This is a genomic window from Nocardia niigatensis NBRC 100131 (assembly GCF_000308655.1).
Classification (GTDB): Bacteria; Actinomycetota; Actinomycetes; order Mycobacteriales; family Mycobacteriaceae; genus Nocardia; species Nocardia niigatensis.
The window spans coordinates 236180-256073 of sequence record NZ_BAGC01000040.1 but is presented as its reverse complement, the minus strand read 5'-3'; the positions used below and the strand labels follow the sequence as shown (position 1 = coordinate 256073).

The window sequence follows — 19894 nt, the reverse complement described above, 5'->3', positions numbered from 1 at the left end:
GTTTCCTCGCGTGGATCGATCAGCGCCGCAGCGCGCCACTGGCATCGAATTGCGCCTCGCGGCCTTGCATCTGGGCTCGGTACCAGTTCTCCCGGTGCCGGAGCATGACCTTCTCGTGCACGCGCGCGAACGGCGGGCAGCTCCGGCGGACCAGTTCCATGACGGTGATGAGCGGGAATCGTGCGATCGGGATGAGGATCCACGGAAACGCGGGCGGCATCCGGTAGCGGCGGCGAGTGAACGGCGCCATGTACATCGCCGAGTACACGGAGTTGATCCGGAAGTTGTACGCCGCGCGTAGCCGGGTCAGACCGCGCTGGCCGGCTCGCGGAGCGAACGCGGCCGGATAGGACTCGATCAGTTCGGCGCCATCCGTTCCCGCGTCATACGAGCGCGAGGCGATGGTCATCGCCAGCACGCGCAGCGCATCGATGATCGTCTCCGGATACCACTGGACCCGGACCCCGAGCAGATGACCCATATACCTCTGAAAGTGCAGCAGCGCACGGATTTCCGAGGGCGTGGTCTGATACCCCAGCGCCCACAGCCCGAGCCCGGGGGTGAGGCTGCCCGCGAGCAGGGTCAGCAACTGGTAGGTCTGGCTGATCGGCAGGCCCCACCGGTCGGTATCCCACTCCGGATGCTCGGCGACCCGCGCGCGGACCGACACGTGCATGATGCGGACCTTCAGGGCCGTGGCCCGCCCGGCCGCGCCCGGGGTGAGCAGCGCGCCGGGCTGGGACACGTCCATCCAGAACCGGCAGGTTTCCAGGAATCTGCGCAGCGCGCTGTCACCGGCGTAGCCACCGGCCAGCGACAACGGTTTCGCGACAGCGGATTCGGTGTACATCTCGAGGGTCTCGGCTCCGGCGAAGCTGAAGAGCATGGTGCCCCAGCGGCGCCAGATGGCCGCGCCCTGCTCGACCAGCGCCGGATCCACCCAGTCGGGCACCGCCTCGAACTCGGCGAACAAGGCCCGCATGGCCGGTGGCGCGTCGGGTACCGAGTCGATCCCGGAGGTCAGCGCCTGCTCGAGCATCGCCCGGCCGCGCTGCCGCCCGATGTCGCCGTGCATCACCTCGGCGACGAATCGCTCGGCGACCGGATCGCCGGTGAACAGGTCTTCGCACAGCGCACTCGCCTGGGCATCGGTCGGGAACACGGTACTGCCGGTGAGCGCCCGGACGATTCGCTCGAGGCGCTGCACCCCCGGGGTCTGCCGCGCCTGCCAGTACCGGAACGCGGTCGGACCGCGCTCGGGTTCGGGGATGCGCTGCGGCTGTGCTTCCACCGTCATGGCGGGGTCTCCTTCGTGTACTCCGGGTTCGTGTCTATGACGAGGAAAGAACTTGGCGCGCAGTCTCATTCACGCACCGTCCGATACCTCAGCATCATGTCGTGGTCCTCGTGGTCGAGGAGATGGCAGTGCCAGACATAGCCCTGGAGCTGTCCGTCGCCTGCCTGGTCCGCGGGCATCCCGTGGCCGCCGTGTCCGGGCATATCGGTGCCGCCGTCGCCGTCAGCGGCCGACGGCGCACGGGAGAACGGTGCGTCCGGGTCGAAACCGAGCTCGTCTGCGGTGGGAAAGCGGACGATGATCCGGGTGACCGTGCCGCCGTCGACGCGGACGATGTCCTTCCAACCCGACTCCCAGTCCGCCGGTGGCTGTTGCGGACCGGCGAGAAAGTTCTCGGCCGACGGCGCCCAACGCACGCCGACGGGTGGCTGCGGATCGGCGACCTGAAAGTCGACGGTCCGCAAGGGCGTACGGCCCAGGATCCGGAAGTTGACCAGGTGCAGGTGAATCGGATGCGGGTCCGGGGTGATGTTGATCAGGTTCCACTGCTCGACCGTGCCCTGGCGGGGCATCTCGATATCGGGATTGTCGAAGGTGATGTTGTTCAGCGTCATGATCGACGGCGGGTCCCGCAGCTCGTACGGCTGACTGATGGTCAGATTCCGGACGACCTCGGGGGTCTCCAGCGGTGGCATCACCGGGGGAAGACCGGGTCCGCCCCGAAGCTGTTGCGGCACAGGGCCGGTGAAGCCGCGGCGGTCTCCCACCCGGAATCGGCAGAACAGCGGCATGGCGACCTCGCCCAGTACCGCTGCCTGGAACGGCGGCGGTTCGTCGTTGCGCAATTCGACGGTGTCGCCGGGTGCCATTCCGGAGAAGTCGACCAGCAGATCGACACGTTCACCCGGTTCCAGCAGCAGGTTCCGGACCTCGACCGGACCGTCGAGCAATCCGTGGTCGTTGCCGATGACCCAGAATCGCATGTGGTTGCCGAAGAACAGATTCCACAGACTGAACGAGGCCGCGTTGAGAACGCGGAACCGGTAGAGCCCGCGCGCGACCTCGAGCTGGGGCCATACCGTGCCGTTGACGAGTCCGACATCGCCGACCGCGCCGCCTTCCCACGAGCCCTGCGGGACGATGATCGTGGAACGCATGTTCTGCTGCCCCTCGGGGGTGAACAGCTTCTCCTGCAGCACCAACGGCACCTCGAACTCGCCGGCCGGCAATCCGAGCGGGTTGCCGGGCTCGCCGGTGTCGAATTCGTCCCGCAGCAACACCATTCCCGCCAGCCCGGTGTACACATTGGCGCGCGTCATGCCCATGGCGTGGTCGTGGTACCAGAGCGCGGCCGCCGACTGCCGCAGCGGAAAACGGTGCACGGCAGTCTGACCGGGGAACACCAAGCGCTCGGGATGCCCGTCGCTGTCCGGCGGCGTCACCCCGCCGTGCAGATGCAGCGAGCACGGCGGTGAGGTCCGGTATCCGTCCGCGACACCGTGCAGGCTGGTGTCGAGATCGGCCGCGAACGGATGGACGCCGATCCGGTTGACGAACCGGACGGTCAGCGGCTCGTCGACGCGATGCTCGATGGTCGGGCCCAGATAGTCGGCGCCGCCGTATCCCAGCGCCGGAACCTCGCCCATATCCCGATGGAATCGATGTGTCGTCGACGCGGCGGCCAGGTCCAGGTCATCACCGCGAAGGACCGGCAGCAGCGGCAGGTCGTCGGCGAACGGCCGCATGGACGGCGAGTGGAACAGCAGCGGACTGTCCGCCCGGGGCGTCGGCGGGGCCGCGGACGCCCGCCTCCCGGACCGGCCGTACATCGCGGCCGCGGTCATCGCGACACCGACGCCACGCAGCAGACGCCGGCGATCGAACGATGCGCCTCGCCGGTCGACAGGAGGCCTCATCGCACACCCTCATGCACTCAACGTACCTTTCGGTATAGCTCACGGTACTTTTGAGTATGGTACCGAGCAATGGCCGTGTGGCAAGGAAAATCCCGGGCGAACCGTCGCCTAGCATCGAATGCGTGGCACTTCCAGACGCTCAGGTGGAATCGAACGCCGGGGATCCGCCGGGTTCGCGGCCGGACTCCGGTGCTCGCCCCCGCCGGTCCAAGAAGGCCGAGGCGCAGCAGCGTGGCCGCAGCGGTTCCGCGCGTCTGTCGTATGAGGACTGGATCGACGGCGCGCTGGCACTGCTGGCCCGAGAAGGCGTGACCGCGATCAAGATTCCGCGGCTCTGCGCCGAACTGGGCGTCACCAAGGGCAGCTTCTACTGGCACTTCGATGATGTCGAACAACTCATGGAAGCCATGGCCGACCGCTGGTGCGCGGTGCAGAGCGATGCCATTCGCGCACTGGGCACCATCGATTCCATCCCCGTCGAGCAGCGCATCGAGAAGATGGCCTCGCTGCTCATCGACCAGAGCACCTGGATCGTCGAAGCCGCGGTGCGTGAATGGGCGCGCAACGACGAGAAGGTAGCGGGTGCGGTCCAGGCCCTCGAACGCAAGGTTTTCGAGGTCGTGCAGCACACCATGCTCGAACTCGGCTTCGATGACGCCCAGGCGCGTCTGCGCGCCGGCGCGATGGTCTATCTCGGCATCGGTCTGATTCACGGTCGTGACAGTCTGCCGACCCCCACCGCGGCGGAGACGCAGGCGATCATCGACCTGCTCACCACACCGGCCCGCACCGGAGGATCACGAACGGCTCGATAGCCGCGCCCTCTCGCGCAACGGATTCGGTGACCGATTCGAATGCCCTACTGCGGAAAAGGCGGTGCCTGTTACGGTTCGCCGCCGCCTCTGTGGTGGCGGGCTTGTCGAGTAGAGGGATCGGTCGGGGATGAAGCGTGTGCTCGGGGTGGGGTCCGCCGGTGCGGCGGCATTCGCGATGGCCATGGGCGTCGCGGGCGCGGCGCCCGGCGACGTGAGCAATGGCGACCCGAATCTGCTTGCGCAGCAACAGATTCGGCAGGTTTTGGTGGGTGTCGATATCGGGCCGGACCTGTGGGTGTTCTCGCCCCCGGCATCCGGGCTCGCCTGTTACTGGGGTTATGTGCCGTACCCGGGCGTCGACGCGCAGGGCAGGCCGTATGCGCCGTGGGCGGATACCGTGCGTGTGGTGGGACCCGGCGGCTGGACCGAGCGCCTGGAGTCGGGTTCGGTGATCGAGACCGACTGCTACATGCGCCGAGCCGGGGTGTGAACCGGTCTCCAGGAGCCGAGCAGCCGAGTGCCGGCCGCGCGCAACAGCCGGTCGACGATCGCGTCCGGCGCCGCGATCCCGCCCTCGACGATCCCTGCCCGGCCGATGCCGGCGTTCTGACTCACCCCATGTCTACTTCGCGCGATAGTGGACGATAGGACTGATCCGAGTGCTGAGCAGGCATTACGCGTGGGGGAGTGGTCGAGCTACCGCTCGCCGGCCGTGCTCGGAGTGCTCGATGCGAGCAGGCGGTCGGCGAGGGCGCGGAGCTGGTTCGCGGGCCCGCCGGTCGAGTAGAGCCCGCCGACCGCGAACGTCCCCACGATGGCGATGTGGAGTTGGTCGGCGAGCTGATCACTGTCGGTGCGGCCGAGCCGCGCGGTGAGCGCGTGCAACCGTCGCCGCAGCTCCTCCTCGTGTTCGAGGCAGCGCTGCCTGATCGCTCCCGTTGTGGCGCTGTCGAATTCGGCGGCGGTATTGACGAAGGCGCAGCCTCGATAGCCGTCGCGCGTCGCGAGATTCTGGATCCACGTGAGCTGGGCGTGAAGTTCGTCCGCCGGCTCGGAATGCTCTGCCGCGGTCGTGTCCCACTTGGCCCAGAAGCTATCGTCCCGTCGCTGCAGTACCGCGAGAACGAGGTCGTCCTTACTGGGGAACCAGCGATACAGGCTCGCCTTCGCCATACCCGCCCGGCGCACGACCTCGTCGACGCCGACGGCGCGAACTCCGTTGTCGTAGAAGAGTTCCACCGCGATGTCGACGAGCTTCTCGCGCACCGCGGCGCCGCGCAACTGCTTGGGACTCTCGCTCATCAGGTCTCCTGCGTACTCACGGTGATGGCGGCCTTGCCGAAGCCGCGTCGGCCGGTGACCCATTGCTGAGCATCCGCGGCACGGCTGAGGTCGAACTCGGCGCCGACCGACACCCGGACCCTACCCGCGTCGACCAGCGACGCGATCGCCCGCAGCGCTTCGGGATCCGGCTCGACCAGGCACGAGACCGCCTTGATACCGCGTTCCGCGGCCACGGTCCGATAGCCCGTGATCGACCACGCGGTCGCCAGCGCGATTGCGCCGCCCGGTGCGACCCGGTCGAACAGCGACCTGCCGAAATCGCCTCCGACGAGATCGATTGCCGCGTCCACCTTGCCGATTCCGGTGACCGCCACGGGATCGGTGTAGTCCACGCAGGACTGCGCGCCGAATTCGTGCAGGATCGCGTGGCTGTCGGGTCGTGCCAGCGCTGTCACCGTGGCGCCGCGCGCGACCGCCAACTGCACGGCCAGATGTCCTACGCCGCCCGTGGCGCCGCTGATGAGGACATGCCGCCCGGCTCGGACTCCGGCGGCGTCCAGCATCTGCCACGCCGTCAGCGTGGCCATCGGCAAGCACGCCGCCTCGGCGAAGGACGCCGAGTCCGGCATCGGAACCAGTTGATACGCGGGGACTGTCATGTACTCCGCGTATGTGCCGGCCGGATAGGGAAACCAGGCCAAGCCGAACAGCCTGTCGCCGAAGGCATACCGGCTTACCCCATAGCCGACGGCATCCACGACCCCCGCGACATCCCATCCGGGGATGCAGGGGAGACGCATCGACTGCTCGTAGCCCGCGCCGCGCCCGAGGTGCATATCGATCGGATTCACACTGGTCGCCCGCACCGCGATGCGCACCTCCCCGGCCGCGGGCTCCGGACGCGGAACCTCACCGATCTCCAGTGCGGACCCCCAGCTTTCGTGCAGTGCGGCGCGCATCGTGGCGGTGCTCGGCTGCCTGGCTCCGACGATCATGACGCCCGTATCAGGTCCGAAGCGTCCACGCCGCATTGCCGCGCGACACCGGCGACATCGAAATTGAAGCTCTCCCAGCTCACCCGGCCATCCTGGAAACCGAACAGGATGAAGACCGGCACCGACACCCGATCGCCATTGGGTACCGCTCCGCCGAAGGTGAAGGCCGGCGTGAACCCGATCTCGCCCCAGCAGCACATCGTCTCGCCATCGAGCCCGTGACCGTCCAGCCGCACGGTGTAATCGGGAGCGAATGCGAACCATCCCGCGATCGCGCGTTCGATCTCCGCTCCGGCATACCGAGTGCCCAGCGAGGGCGACTCGAGCACCCCCTCCGGGTGATAGATCGTCATCGCGGTCGCGACGTCCTGCCGGCTCTTCGCCTCCGCCAATCGCCCGACGATCTCGATGGCCTCCGCCGTCTCCACGGCCTGTCCCCGCATATCGTGCTCGCTTCCGTCACCCAAATCGAGACCGATCTGTCTCGATTTCTGAGTGTATCGGGATCGGCCGACCGTGGCAATGGACGGGTTGGCGATCCTGGATGCGCTGTGCCGCAGTCGGTCTCGCTCGCGATGCCTGGTTACTCCGAAACCTTCGCCTCGGATCTGCCGTGTCGCGGAAGTGCCTGACTGATCGCGATGGCCGCCACCGAAAATCCGATGGGCAGCGAGAGGCTCGCCGAGAACGCATGAGCGAACGACTGCGGGCTCTGGGCGCCGTCCAGCCGGGAGTAGAACACGCTGCCGACCAGAGCGATACCGACCGCCCCGGTGATCCGGCGGAGCGCGACCGCTCGCTGGAGTGGCTCGCCGGCTACTGCGCGACGGTGTCCTCCTCGACCGAGATCCTCGAAACCATCGACGCACAGGGCGAACTGCCCCGCAAGAAGGTCAAGATCTATCCTTGGGGGCAGCCCGGCGATATCCGGCCGGATGCGGTGATACCGCGAAACGAGAATCCCGGATCTGAGGCCAGATCCGGGATTATGTATGCGCGGCTACAGACGCACCGGGTAGGTGGGCTGCTGGATATCGGGCTTGATGCGGTCCTCGACGAAGATTCCGTGCCAGATCATGAAGACCAGCAGTGTCCACAGTCGACGGCTGTGGTCGGCCTCGCCACGGCGGTGACTCTCCAGCATGGCCTTGATCGCAGGCTTGTCGAGCAGGTGATCGGTCTGTGATTCGGCGATCTGCGCGGCCGCCCAGTCGTAGAGCTCCGGGCCACGCAGCCAATGCCGCAGCGGCACCGGGAATCCGAGCTTGGGCCGGTGCAGCACATGTGCGGGGACGATGGTCTCGAGGGCGCGGCGCAGCGCGTACTTGGTCGTGTTCTTCGTGATCTTCTGGTCCAGCGGAATCTGCTCGGCGATCGCCAGCACCTCGGGATCCAGGAACGGCACGCGCAATTCGAGAGAATTGGCCATGGTCATCTTGTCGGCCTTGACGAGGATATCGCCGCGCAACCAGGTGAACAGGTCCAGGTGTTGCATCCGGGCCACCGGATCCCAGCCGCGTGAGCGAGTGTAGATCGTGGCGGTGACATCCGTTGCGCCCCATTCCGGGCGGAATTCCCTCAGCACAGAACGCAGTTGAGCATCGCTGAAACTGCGGGCGTTGCCGTAGTAGCGCTGCTCGAGCGGCAGGGAACCGCGGTGCAGCAGACTCTTGCCACGCCGACCGTCCGGGATCCGATCAGCGAGAGCTCCCGCGAGCCGGCGCACCGGACCGGGCAGATATTCGAACGGCGCCAGCGACAGCGGTTCACGGTAGACGGCGTAGCCGCCGAACAACTCGTCGGCCCCTTCGCCCGACAGCACCACCTTCACGTGCTTGCGCGCCTCCTGCGCGACGAAATAGAGCGGCACCAGAGCCGGGTCGGCGACCGGATCGTCCAGGTACCAGACGATCTCGGGAATCGCGGCCGCGTACTCCTCGGGGGAGACCACGCGGATGTGGTGTTCGGCGCCGATGGCCGCGGCGGTCTCGGCGGCCACATCGGCCTCCGAGTAGCCCTCGCGCTCGAAAGCCGAGGTGAAGGTGAGCAGGTTCGGGTTGTGCCGGATGGCGAGCGCCGCGGTGGCGGTGGAGTCGATGCCGCCGGAGAGGAACGCGCCGACGGTGACGTCCGCGCGCATGTGCTTGGCGACCGAATCCTCCAGCACCGCCGCGATCTCGCGGTAGCGTGCGTCTTCCGAACCCGCGGCGAACTTGCGGACCCGGAACTTCGGCTCGAAGTACCGGACGGGCTGTGGGCGCGCACCCGGCCGCAGCGTGGTGTACGAACCGGATTCGAGGCGAGTGATGTTCTTGTGCAACGATTCCGGCTCGGGAACGTATTGCAGCACGGCGTAGTGCTGCATCGCGCGCAGGTCGAGTTCATCGGAGAGCCCCAGTGTCGGAAGAAGCTCGATGATGTTCTTCTTCTCGTTCGCGAAGGCCGTTCCGTTCGGGCCGCTCGCGATGAACATCGGCTTGATGCCGAACGGATCTCGCGCCAGCAGGAGTTCCCGTTTCTCGGTATCCCAGATCGCGATGGCGAACATGCCGCGGAAGGTCGAAATCGCCGACAGCCCCGAATAGTGATACGAGGCCAGGATCGCCTCGCCCTCGCCTTCGGTGAAGAACATGGGCTGGTCGCCGAATTCGTCACCGTGGTCGGCCTGCAGCTGCTCACGCAGCTCCAAATAGTTGTAGACCTCGCCGTTGAACAGCAGCACATACCGCTCGCGGTTCTCCGCCGGCCCCCAGAACAGCGGCTGGTGCGAGTGGTCGATATCGACGACCGACAACCGATTGAAGCCGTAGACGATGTGTTCGTCGTGCCAGGTGCCGCGCTCGTCCGGGCCGCGGTGACGCGAGCACTGGAGCGCGTCGTAGACCCGGGCCACGACATTTTCTGTCGCTTCGTCAGCTGCTAGAAATCCGAGCAGTCCACACACTGTGGGAAGAACCTCGTTTCCGGTGTCGGGGGGCAAGCGGTACCCGGCATTACGAATGCGTGCCGAAGGCGAAATCCGTTCTCCGAGTATGCCGTATCGCTCGTGATCGGGCGGACTTCGGGGCCGATCGCCGACCGCGTGGCGCGGGCCCGAGGGAGTATTCTCGCCGCACGGCGACGTTGTCGTGAGGGGTGAGTTCCGATGTGCCCGCACAGCAGAACGGGCCCGGTAGTGACCGGGCCCGTTCTGTGCATTCTCTGGTGCGCGATACTGGGATTGAACCAGTGACCTCTTCCGTGTCAGGGAAGCGCTCTCCCGCTGAGCTAATCGCGCCGGAAAATCCCCCGTGGAGCGGATGACGGGATTCGAACCCGCGACCCTCACCTTGGCAAGGTGATGCGCTACCAGCTGCGCTACATCCGCGTGCTCACCGGGCCTTGTGGGCCGATCGGCTTGCGGGACAGAACATTAGCCTATGGGTGGGTGGGTAATGCAAATCGCCAGGAAAACGGGGGATTTCGGGCGTGGCAGGGTTGGTTATTCGGCGAGAGGCCGGGGTTCGGGGGCGGGTACGGCCTGGGCGCGGGAAAGGCGCACCGCCGCAACGCACATGACGACGACCGAGGCGGCCACGAAGGCGGTGCCGACGGGGCCGGAGCGGAGACGCTCGTCGAGGACCGTCATGCCCAGGAAGGCCGCGCCGAGCGGTTCGGCGACGGTGAAGGCCGGCAGCGAGGCCGACAGCGGGCCGACCTGATAGCCACGCTGTTGCACGTACAGGCCGAGCATGCCGCAGGCGGCCAGCACGTACAGCTCCCAATCGGTCAGCGCGGTGCCGATGCTGATCCGGAACTGCTGGGTGACATTCTCGGTGAGGGCGGCGGAGATGCCGAACAGCAGACCCGCGGCCGTGCCCAGCAGCAGGGCCTGCAGGGTTGGCACGCGCACGGTGGTGGCCACGGCGATGCCCGCGACGATCGCACCCAGCATCAATCCGAGCGGCAGCATCCATCGGTGCCAGGCCGCGTCGGTCACCCCTTGGGTCGGGTCGCCGACCACCAGGAAGCAGGCCAGCGCGATCGACAGCGCCGCCGCCTGTATCCACATCGTGGCGGTAACCCGGCGGCCGCTGTAGTGCGCGGCCAGTGGCAGCGCGAACACCAGCGCCGTCACCAGGATCGGCTGCACGACCAGCACCGAGCCCAGCGCCAGCGCCGCCACCTGGAACGCGAATCCGCCCGTGTCCCCGATCAATCCCGCCAGCCAGCGTGGGTTCCGGATCAATTTGGCGACCAGCGCGTCCCCTTCGGGCACATCCGCGGCGGCCCGCTGCTGCGCCACCGCCGACACCGCGAACAAGATCGCCCCGATGAACGCGCAGACCACCGCTGCCACAGGTAGGTTTCCCACCCGGCCAGTCTGCCCGACCAGCCCGTTCCGGTCGGTAGCCAGGGCCAGCTACCAGCGGAATGCGAGGCGGTCGACGGCGAGGGGGCGTCAGCCGTCGATTTCGTCGGCCCAGGCCTGCAGGCCGGCCAGGAAGCCCCGGCGTTCCCCGGCGCTGAGCCGGGACATGGCCCGCAGCAGGGCGTCGGAGCGGCGGTCGATGAAGGTCGCTACATCGTTGCGGCGATCGTCGGGCAGTGACAGCAGGGTGCGGCGGTTGTCGTCGGGATCGTTCTCGCGCTGCAGCCAGCCGGCCCGATTCAGTTCGCCCGCAAGCTGACTCGCGTTGGTGAGGCTGATGCCGAGCCGGCGGGCCAGATCACTCACGCTGAGGCGGCCCGCGGCCAGCACCTGGGCCAGGACCGCGCCATGGCGATTGCCCAGTCCGTCCGCCTCGAAGGACGCGCGCAGGGTGGCGGGCATATCGCTGTGGGCGCGGCGGAAATGCGTGGCGATGAGCGGCGCCAGCGCCTCGAGTCGGCGCTGGTCCGCGGCGCTCACCGGTGTGCCCGTGGTGTCCGCTGCTCGCTGTGGCCGAGGCACGCACTCTCCGTTCGATGTCGAACCGCTGTCTTGACAGTGTCAGCATACAGGTTCAAGAATTTGAACTATTCGGAAATATGAACTATCTCGGAGGTTCGCCCATGCGCATCCGCCTGCTGACCGCGGCCGCCCTGCTCACCACCGGATACCTGTGCGGCGCATTCGGTTACGGCCTGATCAATGTCGCCCAGGCCTTCAAGACCGTCCCCCTGGACGTCCGCTTCACCTTCCACACCGCCCTCATGAAGGTCAACGGCCCCGTCATGCAGTCGGCCATGGCGCTGGCCGCGCTCACCTCGCTGCTGCTGGCCGTATGCGGCGGCGGACTCGTACGCCGCTTGGCCGCAACATCTTTCGGCCTCGAGGTGGCGACCTTCCTCATCACGCGATTCGGCAATGTGCCCATCAACGGCAAGATCAAGCAGTGGGCCGTCGGCCCGCTCCCCGCCGACTACGCCCAGCTGCTGCACCGCTGGGAGCTGTTCCACATCGCCCGCACCGCCACGGCGCTGCTGGCCTTCGCGCTCATCATCACCGTCGCGGTCTTCGCCCGGCCGGCCGTCGAGCCGTCGGGTCAGGCGGTTCTGGCGGCGCCCAACTGAATTCGCGCGGCCGGAGCGGCGCCGTGATAGAAGTACCGCCCGAGCCCCACCGAGAACACCAGCATCCCGTACAGCGCGTGCTCGACCGAGGCGGTGAACAGTGACTGCGTCCGCATGTACCGCGCGGCGAACAACCACCCGCCGACACTGCTCGCCGCCACCGAGAACCAGCTGCCGAACACGATGTGCACGTAGCCGAATGCCGCGGCACTGGCCGCCACCATCGCCGTCCCGTCACCGAAGACGGGCTGGTAGCGGTGGAACAGGAAGGACCGGAAGATCAACTCCTGCGGATACACGCTCAGCGCGGGATACAACACCATCACCGCCAGCCAGATGAGCGGATTGCGCCGCGGTAGATCGAACAGATCCTCCCGGCGCAGTGTCGCGGTCACCGCGGTCAGCGCCAGCGCGTTCGCCCCCGCGGTCACGGCCATGGACCGCGCCTGCTCCGGGAACGCCTCCGCCCGCCACAGCGACCCGCGATCGAATTCCTTCGACCGCCGCAAGTACACCGTCACCCCGGTCCCCAGCACGAGCAGCGCCGGAATCGGCGGCTTCCCCCGCAGTACCGCGTTGTAGAGAGTCGTCCCGCCGAAGAACAACGCAGCGTACTCGGCCGCCAGATAAACCCGCCGCCACCGCCGAATCCTCATGGGCTCCAGCATAATTCCCCGCGCGGATTCAAGATCATCTTTCTTCCGGGTCGGGGATCGGTGGATACCGTGGCCTGGTTCGCGCCGGCCCCGGTATTCACCGCTTCAAGGTTGCGTGTTCGACCACCACACGCTGCCGTTGGCGACTGCGCGCCACCCTACGGCTCGGGCTTACTTCCTGTTTCAATGCGCAAACGATGCATGAATTCCCACCGCGCTGGAAGATTCGGCGTTCACGCGGGTGGCATCAAGACCGAGTCGATCAGGTAGACGGTGGCGTTCGCCGTCTGCACGCCGCCACAGATCACCGAGGCGTCGGCGACCTTGATCTCGTCGCCCGACCGAGTCACGCGCACGGTGGCACCTTCGACGGTCTTGTGCTCGCCCGCGATCTGGCTCGGCGCCAGCCTTCCCGGCACCACGTGATAAGTCAGGATGCTCGTCAACTTCGCCGAATCGGTTTTGAGCGAATCGATCGTCCCCGCGTCGATTTTCGCGAACGCGTCATCCACGGGCGCGAAGACGGTGAACTGACCGCCGTTGAGCGTGTCCACGAGGTTGACCTGCGGATTGAGCTGACCGGATACCGCCGCGGCCAGCGTCTTCAGCAAAGGGTTGTTCGATGCCGCGACAGCAACCGGCTCTTGCGCCATGCTGTCGACCGATCCCGGTCCGGTCGGCACCTGTTTCGCATAGTCAGCGCAACCAGGCCCGACCAAATCCGCCGCCGCACCGCGCGAGGCCGGCGACGTGGACGCGGCCGAGGTGGGCATCGCTTTCGATGTGGTGGACGAGGAACCAGAGTTGTTGTCTGAGCAGGCCGAGGCGCCGAGCAAGGCAACCGCCAAGGCCAGACCGGTCACTACCGAACGTTGGGCTTTCCGCATTGTTCCATCGCTTTCGTCGATTGGATCCTTTAGGGCGTCTGTTGTTGTGTGGGCCGGCATCGCCTACGCCCAGAGCCGTCAACCATTTCCGAAGGTCCGGTGCTGCACCTCCCTCATTGCGCTCCGTCAGCGACCCAGCGCGACAATCTCGACGAGCACCACCTGACTCTTGCACCATTCTGACACGAGTGCATCGGTTTTGCATCGAATTATCCGAGATAGTGGAGTTCGCCTGGGCCGCGGAGATCGAAAGACCGCTGCCAGTGGACATAGTCCACGCGCGAAGATCTTGGGCGGCAAAGGTTTTGGCTTCGACCTGCCACTGCCCGGTCAGCCGTCTCCGAAGCCGACAGCCCCGCACCCGTCCGCGTGGTCGACGAACGATGTGAACGACCCGACCTCCTCCGACCACGAGCCGATACGCGATGCTGAAGCATGGGTCCGGCGGAGAAGGGCCCTTCGGCCCTGACGCCGCCCGATTCCGAGCAGGCACTCTTGAACGCGGAGATTCACGAGGGGTCGAATTGAGGCAGTTGTACAGCGGTCACCGGTTCGAAATCGACTCGCCGACTCGATTGTCGGCACAGCGAAGCAAGGAGTGTCGGCGATGCTGGGCGAATTGAACGATCCTCAGATCGAGCACGTACTGCGCAGTGAGGTGGTCGGCCGAATCGGATGCATCAGCGACGGCCGCGTGTACGTCGTCCCCATCACCTACGTCTACGACGGTGAGTGCGTCTATGGGCATTCGGGCGACGGAGACAAGTTGCGCGCGATGCGTGCCCATCCGCAGGTCTGCTTCGAAATCGAGCATGTGGACAATCTCGCGAACTGGCAGAGCGTGATCGCGTGGGGCACGTTCGAGGAACTCCACGGGCAGCAGGCGGAGGAGGGCATGCGGCTACTCGTCGACCGTCTCCTGCCCCTGCTCTCCAGCAGTACGAGCCGACCGACACATGATGCGGCGCCCGCCGGTAGCGGGCAGGCAGCGATTTACCGGATCCGGTTGGAGCGCCGGACGGGACGATTCGAAAAGCAGTGACATTCGCTGCTGTCCGCCGATCACCGGATGGTGACGGTCCAGGACAGCACCGGCCGACAACTGGCCGGACTGGCGCTGGAACTCGACGTGGACGGCCGTGGGTACGCGATCGGCCCGGAGATCTCGGAGAACGGGCACCGGCTCACACTGACCCCCGCTCGATCTTGATGACCCACGTGCTGCTGCACGGACTCAGCGGTATCGGCCCGTTCGAGAAGATGCTCGCCGACGGGTTCCCGGCTCTCGAGATCAAGGACCGCGCGGTCGTTCTGCGCACCCCCAAGCGGGTGAGCCGGCTGCTCGACGAACGTGGCCGGGCCGTCGGCCGGATTCCGCTGGGGCCGCTGCGGCTCTAGCTCGGCGCTGGAGGGTGGCCGGCTGCGTGCTCGCCTCGCCCGTTTCGGGTGAAAGCGCGATCGACGCGGATCAGGACGGCCGGAGGACGCAGCGGAAGCCCAGATGGCAGGTGGCGGTGTCCTCGGTCTGGCTCTGCCGCGCGGCCGGGCGATAGCGCAGGCAGTAGTTGGGGGCGCAGAGGTAGGAGCCGCCCTTGGTGACCCGCCGGGGGAAGCGCTCGGTGGGCGCGGAGGATTCATTGCGCGGGGCGCAGCAGCCGGCGGCCGGGCCGTGGCGGTCGGTGAACTCGGACTTCGTCCACTCCCACACATTTCCGGCGGTGTCGACGAGGCCGTAGCCATTGGGCGGATAGGTGCCCACGGGAGTCGTACCGGGAGTATCGGATTGGCCGCGGCCGCGATGGAACTGCCAGGGGAACTGGCCCTCCCAGGTGTTGGCCATGCGACGGCCCTTCGGGGCGAATTCGTCACCCCAGCTGTAGACGCGACCCTCGAGACCGCCGCGCGCCGCGAATTCCCATTCGGCCTCGGTCGGCAGATCCTTGCCGGCCCAATGCGCGTAGGCCAGGGCATCCTCGTAGCTGACCTGGGTGACCGGGTGCTTGTCGCGTCCGTCGAGCGTGCTGCCGGGACCGCGCGGATGCCGCCAGTCCGCGCCGGGCACGTAGGCCCACCAGCGCCGCCAATCGTTCAGATCGACCGGTCCCGGGGTCTGCTGGAACACCAGCGCACCGGCGACAAGGGCGTCGGGATCGGCATCCGGATAGTCAGCGGCATCCGGAACGCGTTCGGCCACAGTCACATACCCGGTGTCCTTCACGAAGCGCCGGAACTGGGCATTGGTCACCGGGTGGCGGTCGATCCAGAACGCGTCCACCTGCACCCGATGCACCGGGCCCTCCTCGGGAAAGAAATCCTCCGAGCCCATGTCGAAAGCCCCGGCCTCGACGCGCACCATGTCTCGGAGCCGGCGGTCGGTCTGCTGCATTGCCTTCGTGCCCTTCGTGTCTCGCGTGATCCGGCGGCCGGGCCCGGCGATCATCCCGGGATCAGGTGATCAGCCGACGTCGGGTGATCGCGTGGTGGCCGATCATCAGCGCACCGGTGGCTATCACGGCCATTGCGGCCGCCGGGGGTGTCGAGGCGAACAGCACCGCGCGGGTGGGGGAGCACCGGGCGGTGAACTGAGGGTCTTCACCCGTACCGGGTGAAAGGTACAGGGAAGTCCACCATGGATAGCGCATTTTCAGCTACCAGATTGGCGGGGAGTGTCTCGACACTGGTCGATGCAGCGCTGCCCGATGTCGGGGGCGTGGGTTCGCGAGACTGCCGGCCGGTACGGCCGGCGGGCAGCGCGGCCCGGGAAGATCAGCTGAGCTGAACCACGGCGGTGGCGCGGCCGAAAACCTTGCGGCCCTCGTGCGTTGCGCTGATCGCGACGGTGGCGGTGCCGGTCTGCGGGTCCAGCTCCTTGACCTTGCCGGTGAACTCGATCGCCGTCGGGCCCTCGGTGCCGACATAGACGGGATTGCTCATGCGCACGCTCAGCTGTCGCAGTGCACCCGGATCGCCCAGCCAGGAGGTGACGAAAGCGCCCGCGTAGCCCATGGTGAGCATGCCGTGCGCGACGACGCCGCGTTTCAGCCCCACCGCGCGGGCGGCCCCGGCGTGCCAGTGAATCGGGTTCGGGTCGCTCGCCACCCCGGCATAGCGGACCAGATCGCCGATCGTGAGAGTCACTGTGCGACAGGGTAGTGCGTCGCCGGTGGCGACTCCTGACGCCGGGCGCGAAGTGGAACTGCGGTACGTGGCCACGGTGGGATGCCAGTCGCGGAGCTCGGTCCGTTTCGGACCCCGCGCCACCAAGGTATCCATCCCGCGGTGTACGAGCTCCCCGATCAGGCGGGCCGCCGCCAGGTGATCGGCCGACAGCTCCGGGTGGCCGATCAGACTGGTGGTCCCCGTGATCACGGCCTCCCCGGCCTGATCGGTGACCACATTGTCGAGGACGAACATGTCCCCGCCGCACGCCTGCCGGAACGATCGCAGAGCCACATTGATGGTCAGCCGGTCCCCGACCACCACCGGACGATGCAGCGTCAGCACCTGGTCCGTCTGCACCGAGGCCCGCAGGTCGTACCCGGTCAGCATCCCGGCCAGCGCGTGCTGCACCGCCGGGGCCAGCAACGCGATGAAGGTGGGTGAAGTCACCAACCCCGCGTACCCGAACTCGGCCGCGCCCTCCTCGTCCCAGTGCGCGGGGCCGTCATCCTGGACCGCCGCCGCGTACTCCCGCACCTTCTCGCGCCCGACCTCGTAATATCCGTCGACCTGGAACCGCCGGCCCACCATCGAGCGCGCATGCTCGATCGGATCGAACCGCTCGACCCCGGACTCCGTCACCCGCACTCCTCCGCCGATTCGATGGGAAATCAACAAAACCCGCTCGTCCGCACCCGGTCCGATGACATCCGGCCAATCGGCAATGCCGCCACCCTTCGCATCCGAGCCATCGATGTCGAGCGGGTGGCACACCGGGCCGAGAATCGGACCCCGGAAGAATCTCCAAGCGGCGTGGCACTCGCAGAGTAACCACCCTGCGGCCGAACTTCGCCGCGGACATCCCCGCAATGCGCAAAATCCTCGCAATCGTGGGCGCGGTCACGGATCGCCCTCCAGCGGCCGGGTGGTGATCGTTGCCCGGAACCGCTGGGGAGGTTCACTGCAGTTCGGTTCGACCGCAAGGGTTTCCGCGGACCAGGGCACGCATCGTCATGGATCCCGAATCCGCCGGGTACTTCGACGACAGGATCCCCGGCGCGAGGCAGCCGCCACGCTGACTTCAGCGACTCGATCAGCCGGGGTGCGGGGCGTCGCCGTACACCGTGAGCCAGATGGCACGGCCCAGTGATCGCGCCATCTGCTCGTCGTCGACCGGCGCGGGGCCGAGCAGGAAGTCGATGGAGCGTTCCACCATGCAGGTGAGAACGATTGCGGTGGAAGGGATGTCGACGCGGGCCGGGATGTGGGCGGCCGCCCGGTCGGCCTGCAGGCGGGCGCACACCAGGGCCACGAAGCCTTCGATGCGCCCGCGCCAGTAGCAGCCCACGTCGGGGTCGTAGGCCGCGACCTCCGAGAGCGCGCGCAGCAGTTGTGCGTGGGCGCGGGATCCGGTGATCATCTCGCGCATGGCCTGGACCACGCCCGCCTCGCCGTCGGCGTGACTGCTCGTCCACCAGTGTTCGGCCGCGCGGAACTGGTCGTCGGTGGCCAGCTCGGCCATGCGGATCAGCAGCTGGCTCTTGTCGGGGAAGTAGCGGTAGAAGGTCGAGCGGGCGATCTCGGCCTCGGTGGCGATGCGGGCGACCGCGAGTTCGGTGAAGGTCGAGCCACCGGCGAGCAATTGATCGACCGCGGCCAGGACCCGGCGCTCCACGGCCTCGCGGCGTTCGTCGCGCTGGCCCCGGCCGCTCTTCGCGGTGCGGGTCAGCGATGGCACGAGGGCTCCCGGTGCATGCGGCCATTCTGCCGCAATCGGCGGCATCGCACGGGACACGCGGAATCCGTTGACAAGAAACGTTTTCCATCTCACTCTCTTACGTGAGACACAGTGTCCGAACAGTGTGTCCCGCAAAGTGGGAGTACCGATGCGCAGCGAATCCGCCGATGTCGTCATAGTCGGAAGCCGGTGCGCCGGTACGGCCGCCGCGATCGAGTTCGCCCGTCGCGGCCGTCGCGTGATCGCCCTCGACAGCGCCCGCTTTCCCTCCGACACCCTGTCCACCCATCTGCTGTGGCCGACCGGCGTCGCCGAACTGCGCGCTCTGGGGGCCTTGCCGCGGGTGCTGGAAATCGGCGCACCGCCGTTGCGTACGGCACTGGCCGGTGGATCCGGCCACACCGTGCGCACCCCGTTCGCGGCCGTGTACGACATCGACTACGCGCTGTGCGTACGCCGGATCGGCTTGGACGCCGCGCTGGTCGGCACCGCGCGCGACCGCGGCGCCGACGTCCGCGAGGGCATGCTGGTGACCGAGTTGGTGTACGAGTCGGGCCGGGTCGCCGGCGTCCGCTACCGCGATCGCAAGGGGGAGACGGCGGAAGTGCTGGCCCCGTTGGTGATCGGGGCCGACGGCCGCCACAGCACGGTCGCCCGGCTCGTGGGCGCCGACATCCCGTACCGCAGCACCGACAGCGGCCGGGCCTGCTACTTCGGATACTGGGCCGACGCGGACCCGTCCTCGCGGACGACGGCCGCGCAGTGGCGCACCGGCGAACTGCTCGGCACCGCCTTCCCCTGCGACGACGGCCTGGTGCTGTGCCTGATCCAGCCCCCGGTGGAACGGGCCGATCGCAGTCCCCGCGCGGCCGGGCGGCTCTATCGCGAGTTCATCGCCGAGATGCCGGAACTGGCTGCGCGCCTGCGCGATTGCACGCCCGTCGGGCGGGTGCGCAGCGCCGTCGGTCTGACCTCCTACTTCCGTCGATCCGCGGGACCCGGCTGGGCGCTGCCCGGCGACGCGGGCCACTTCAAGGATCCCGTCACCGCCCAGGGGATTCGCGACGCGCTGCGGTACGGCCGTCTGCTCGCCGCGGCCGCCGCCCCGGTCCTCGACAACCCCGAACGGCTGGATCGCACGCTGCGGCAATGGGAACGCGGCCGCGAACACGACTGCCTGCCCATGTACCAGTGGACCAACCGGCTCGCGCGCGGCGAATCGATGACACCGCTGGAAGCCGAGCTGTACAAGGCGGCCGCGCACGACCCCGACCTGGCCGCCCGGGTCCTCGAGGTGATGACGCGGGTGCGGCGCCCCGATCGGATGCTGCCGACCGGCCTGTCGGCGTCGCTGGCCGCGCGAGCCGTCTGGCACGGGCGCGGGACGCCGATGACGGTGGCGGACAACCTGATCCGGGAAGTCCGCGACACCGCGAGCGAGCGCTACGAGCGCTGGACGGCGCGCCGCCATGGCCTGCCGCCCCTGGCTCCCGCGCCGCCCACGAACACCGGCGCGTCCGAATAGGGCTTACCGTCGCCGCCGGTCGCCGACCGGGTCCATGTTCTCCGCTGCCACCCTCGACTTCCGTCTCGCGAGCCAACCGTCGACTTC

The 19894-nt window shown here is 67.6% G+C and carries 20 protein-coding genes and 2 tRNA genes; 7 read left to right on the top strand and 15 right to left on the bottom strand.

The window, feature by feature from the left end:
• Nucleotides 1-19: 19 nt before the first annotated feature.
• A complete protein-coding gene (locus ON33_RS13955) occupies nt 20-1297 on the bottom strand; it encodes an oxygenase MpaB family protein (RefSeq protein WP_040858920.1) in 1278 nt (425 codons plus the stop codon).
• Between the two features lie 65 nt (nt 1298-1362).
• On the bottom strand, nt 1363-3141 hold the full coding sequence (locus ON33_RS13950; RefSeq protein WP_085996737.1) for a multicopper oxidase family protein: 1779 nt from the start codon (nt 3139-3141) through the stop codon (nt 1363-1365).
• Between the two features lie 194 nt (nt 3142-3335).
• Here ON33_RS13950 and ON33_RS13945 point away from each other — a divergent pair, with 194 nt between their 5' ends.
• Nucleotides 3336-4028: a TetR/AcrR family transcriptional regulator gene (locus ON33_RS13945; RefSeq protein WP_245550520.1), complete on the top strand. Its 693-nt coding sequence runs from the start codon at nt 3336-3338 to the stop codon at nt 4026-4028.
• Between the two features lie 127 nt (nt 4029-4155).
• Nucleotides 4156-4518 (top strand): hypothetical protein, encoded by a 363-nt coding sequence (locus ON33_RS13940; RefSeq protein ID WP_040858918.1) that lies wholly within the window; start codon nt 4156-4158, stop codon nt 4516-4518.
• 206 nt (nt 4519-4724) lie between these two features.
• Here the strand turns inward: ON33_RS13940 and ON33_RS13935 are convergent, their stop codons facing one another.
• The 8 genes from ON33_RS13935 to ON33_RS13900 all read right to left on the bottom strand — a co-directional run bounded on the left by ON33_RS13935 (nt 4725) and on the right by ON33_RS13900 (nt 11240).
• On the bottom strand, nt 4725-5330 hold the full coding sequence (locus ON33_RS13935; protein ID WP_040858916.1) for a TetR/AcrR family transcriptional regulator: 606 nt from the start codon (nt 5328-5330) through the stop codon (nt 4725-4727).
• Nucleotides 5330-6307 carry an NADP-dependent oxidoreductase gene (locus ON33_RS13930; RefSeq protein ID WP_051152074.1) on the bottom strand — a complete coding sequence of 326 codons (978 nt, stop codon included), beginning with the start codon at nt 6305-6307 and terminating at the stop codon, nt 5330-5332. The genes ON33_RS13935 and ON33_RS13930 overlap by 1 nt, the downstream gene beginning before the upstream one ends.
• Nucleotides 6304-6750, bottom strand: a complete 447-nt coding sequence (locus ON33_RS13925; protein ID WP_051152070.1) for a nuclear transport factor 2 family protein — start codon at nt 6748-6750, stop codon at nt 6304-6306. The genes ON33_RS13930 and ON33_RS13925 overlap by 4 nt, the downstream gene beginning before the upstream one ends.
• Before the next feature lie 557 nt (nt 6751-7307).
• Entirely contained in the window at nt 7308-9251 is a 1944-nt protein-coding gene (asnB, locus tag ON33_RS13920; protein WP_040858915.1) for an asparagine synthase (glutamine-hydrolyzing), read from the bottom strand.
• A 258-nt stretch (nt 9252-9509) separates the two neighbouring features.
• A tRNA-Val gene (locus tag ON33_RS13915) sits at nt 9510-9584 on the bottom strand.
• A gap of 14 nt (nt 9585-9598) precedes the next feature.
• Nucleotides 9599-9674, bottom strand: a tRNA-Gly gene (locus ON33_RS13910).
• A 114-nt stretch (nt 9675-9788) separates the two neighbouring features.
• Nucleotides 9789-10661, bottom strand: coding sequence for a DMT family transporter (locus tag ON33_RS13905; protein ID WP_040858913.1), 873 nt, complete (start codon nt 10659-10661; stop codon nt 9789-9791).
• Nucleotides 10662-10748: 87 nt separating this feature from the next.
• Entirely contained in the window at nt 10749-11240 is a 492-nt protein-coding gene (locus ON33_RS13900) for a MarR family winged helix-turn-helix transcriptional regulator (RefSeq protein ID WP_040858912.1), read from the bottom strand.
• 77 nt (nt 11241-11317) lie between these two features.
• On the opposite strand from ON33_RS13900, the gene ON33_RS13895 reads away from it, so the two are divergent.
• A complete protein-coding gene (locus ON33_RS13895) occupies nt 11318-11842 on the top strand; it encodes an anthrone oxygenase family protein (RefSeq protein WP_245550518.1) in 525 nt (174 codons plus the stop codon).
• Here ON33_RS13895 and ON33_RS13890 read toward each other — a convergent pair.
• Nucleotides 11815-12498, bottom strand: coding sequence for a CPBP family intramembrane glutamic endopeptidase (locus ON33_RS13890; RefSeq protein WP_040859228.1), 684 nt, complete (start codon nt 12496-12498; stop codon nt 11815-11817). The two genes, ON33_RS13895 and ON33_RS13890, sit on opposite strands and share 28 nt — an antisense overlap.
• Nucleotides 12499-12731: 233 nt before the next feature.
• The gene (locus ON33_RS13885) at nt 12732-13385 is read right to left on the bottom strand and encodes a fasciclin domain-containing protein (RefSeq protein WP_040858911.1); all 654 of its coding nucleotides are present in this window, start codon (nt 13383-13385) and stop codon (nt 12732-12734) included.
• Between the two features lie 607 nt (nt 13386-13992).
• Here ON33_RS13885 and ON33_RS13880 point away from each other — a divergent pair.
• From ON33_RS13880 to ON33_RS13875, 3 genes are read left to right on the top strand one after another with little or no spacing between them, the layout of a single operon-like run.
• Entirely contained in the window at nt 13993-14427 is a 435-nt protein-coding gene (locus tag ON33_RS13880) for a pyridoxamine 5'-phosphate oxidase family protein (protein ID WP_040859226.1), read from the top strand.
• Nucleotides 14428-14454: 27 nt separating this feature from the next.
• On the top strand, nt 14455-14595 hold the full coding sequence (locus ON33_RS41195; protein WP_157184525.1) for a DUF8020 domain-containing protein: 141 nt from the start codon (nt 14455-14457) through the stop codon (nt 14593-14595).
• Complete coding sequence (locus tag ON33_RS13875; protein ID WP_040858910.1) at nt 14595-14783, top strand: hypothetical protein; 189 nt, start codon at nt 14595-14597, stop codon at nt 14781-14783. Before ON33_RS41195 ends, ON33_RS13875 begins: the two co-directional genes overlap by 1 nt.
• Nucleotides 14784-14853: 70 nt before the next feature.
• On the opposite strand, the gene ON33_RS13870 is transcribed toward ON33_RS13875, so the two are convergent.
• From ON33_RS13870 to ON33_RS13860, 3 genes are all read right to left on the bottom strand, one after another.
• Entirely contained in the window at nt 14854-15771 is a 918-nt protein-coding gene (locus tag ON33_RS13870; protein ID WP_040859225.1) for a formylglycine-generating enzyme family protein, read from the bottom strand.
• 380 nt (nt 15772-16151) lie between these two features.
• On the bottom strand, nt 16152-17186 hold the full coding sequence (locus ON33_RS13865) for a fused (3R)-hydroxyacyl-ACP dehydratase subunits HadA/HadB (protein ID WP_245550517.1): 1035 nt from the start codon (nt 17184-17186) through the stop codon (nt 16152-16154).
• Nucleotides 17187-17637: 451 nt separating this feature from the next.
• On the bottom strand, nt 17638-18282 hold the full coding sequence (locus ON33_RS13860; protein ID WP_040858908.1) for a TetR/AcrR family transcriptional regulator: 645 nt from the start codon (nt 18280-18282) through the stop codon (nt 17638-17640).
• 148 nt (nt 18283-18430) lie between these two features.
• On the opposite strand from ON33_RS13860, the gene ON33_RS13855 reads away from it, so the two are divergent.
• Nucleotides 18431-19807 (top strand): NAD(P)/FAD-dependent oxidoreductase, encoded by a 1377-nt coding sequence (locus ON33_RS13855; RefSeq protein WP_040858907.1) that lies wholly within the window; start codon nt 18431-18433, stop codon nt 19805-19807.
• The last annotated feature ends 87 nt before the right edge of the window (nt 19808-19894 follow it).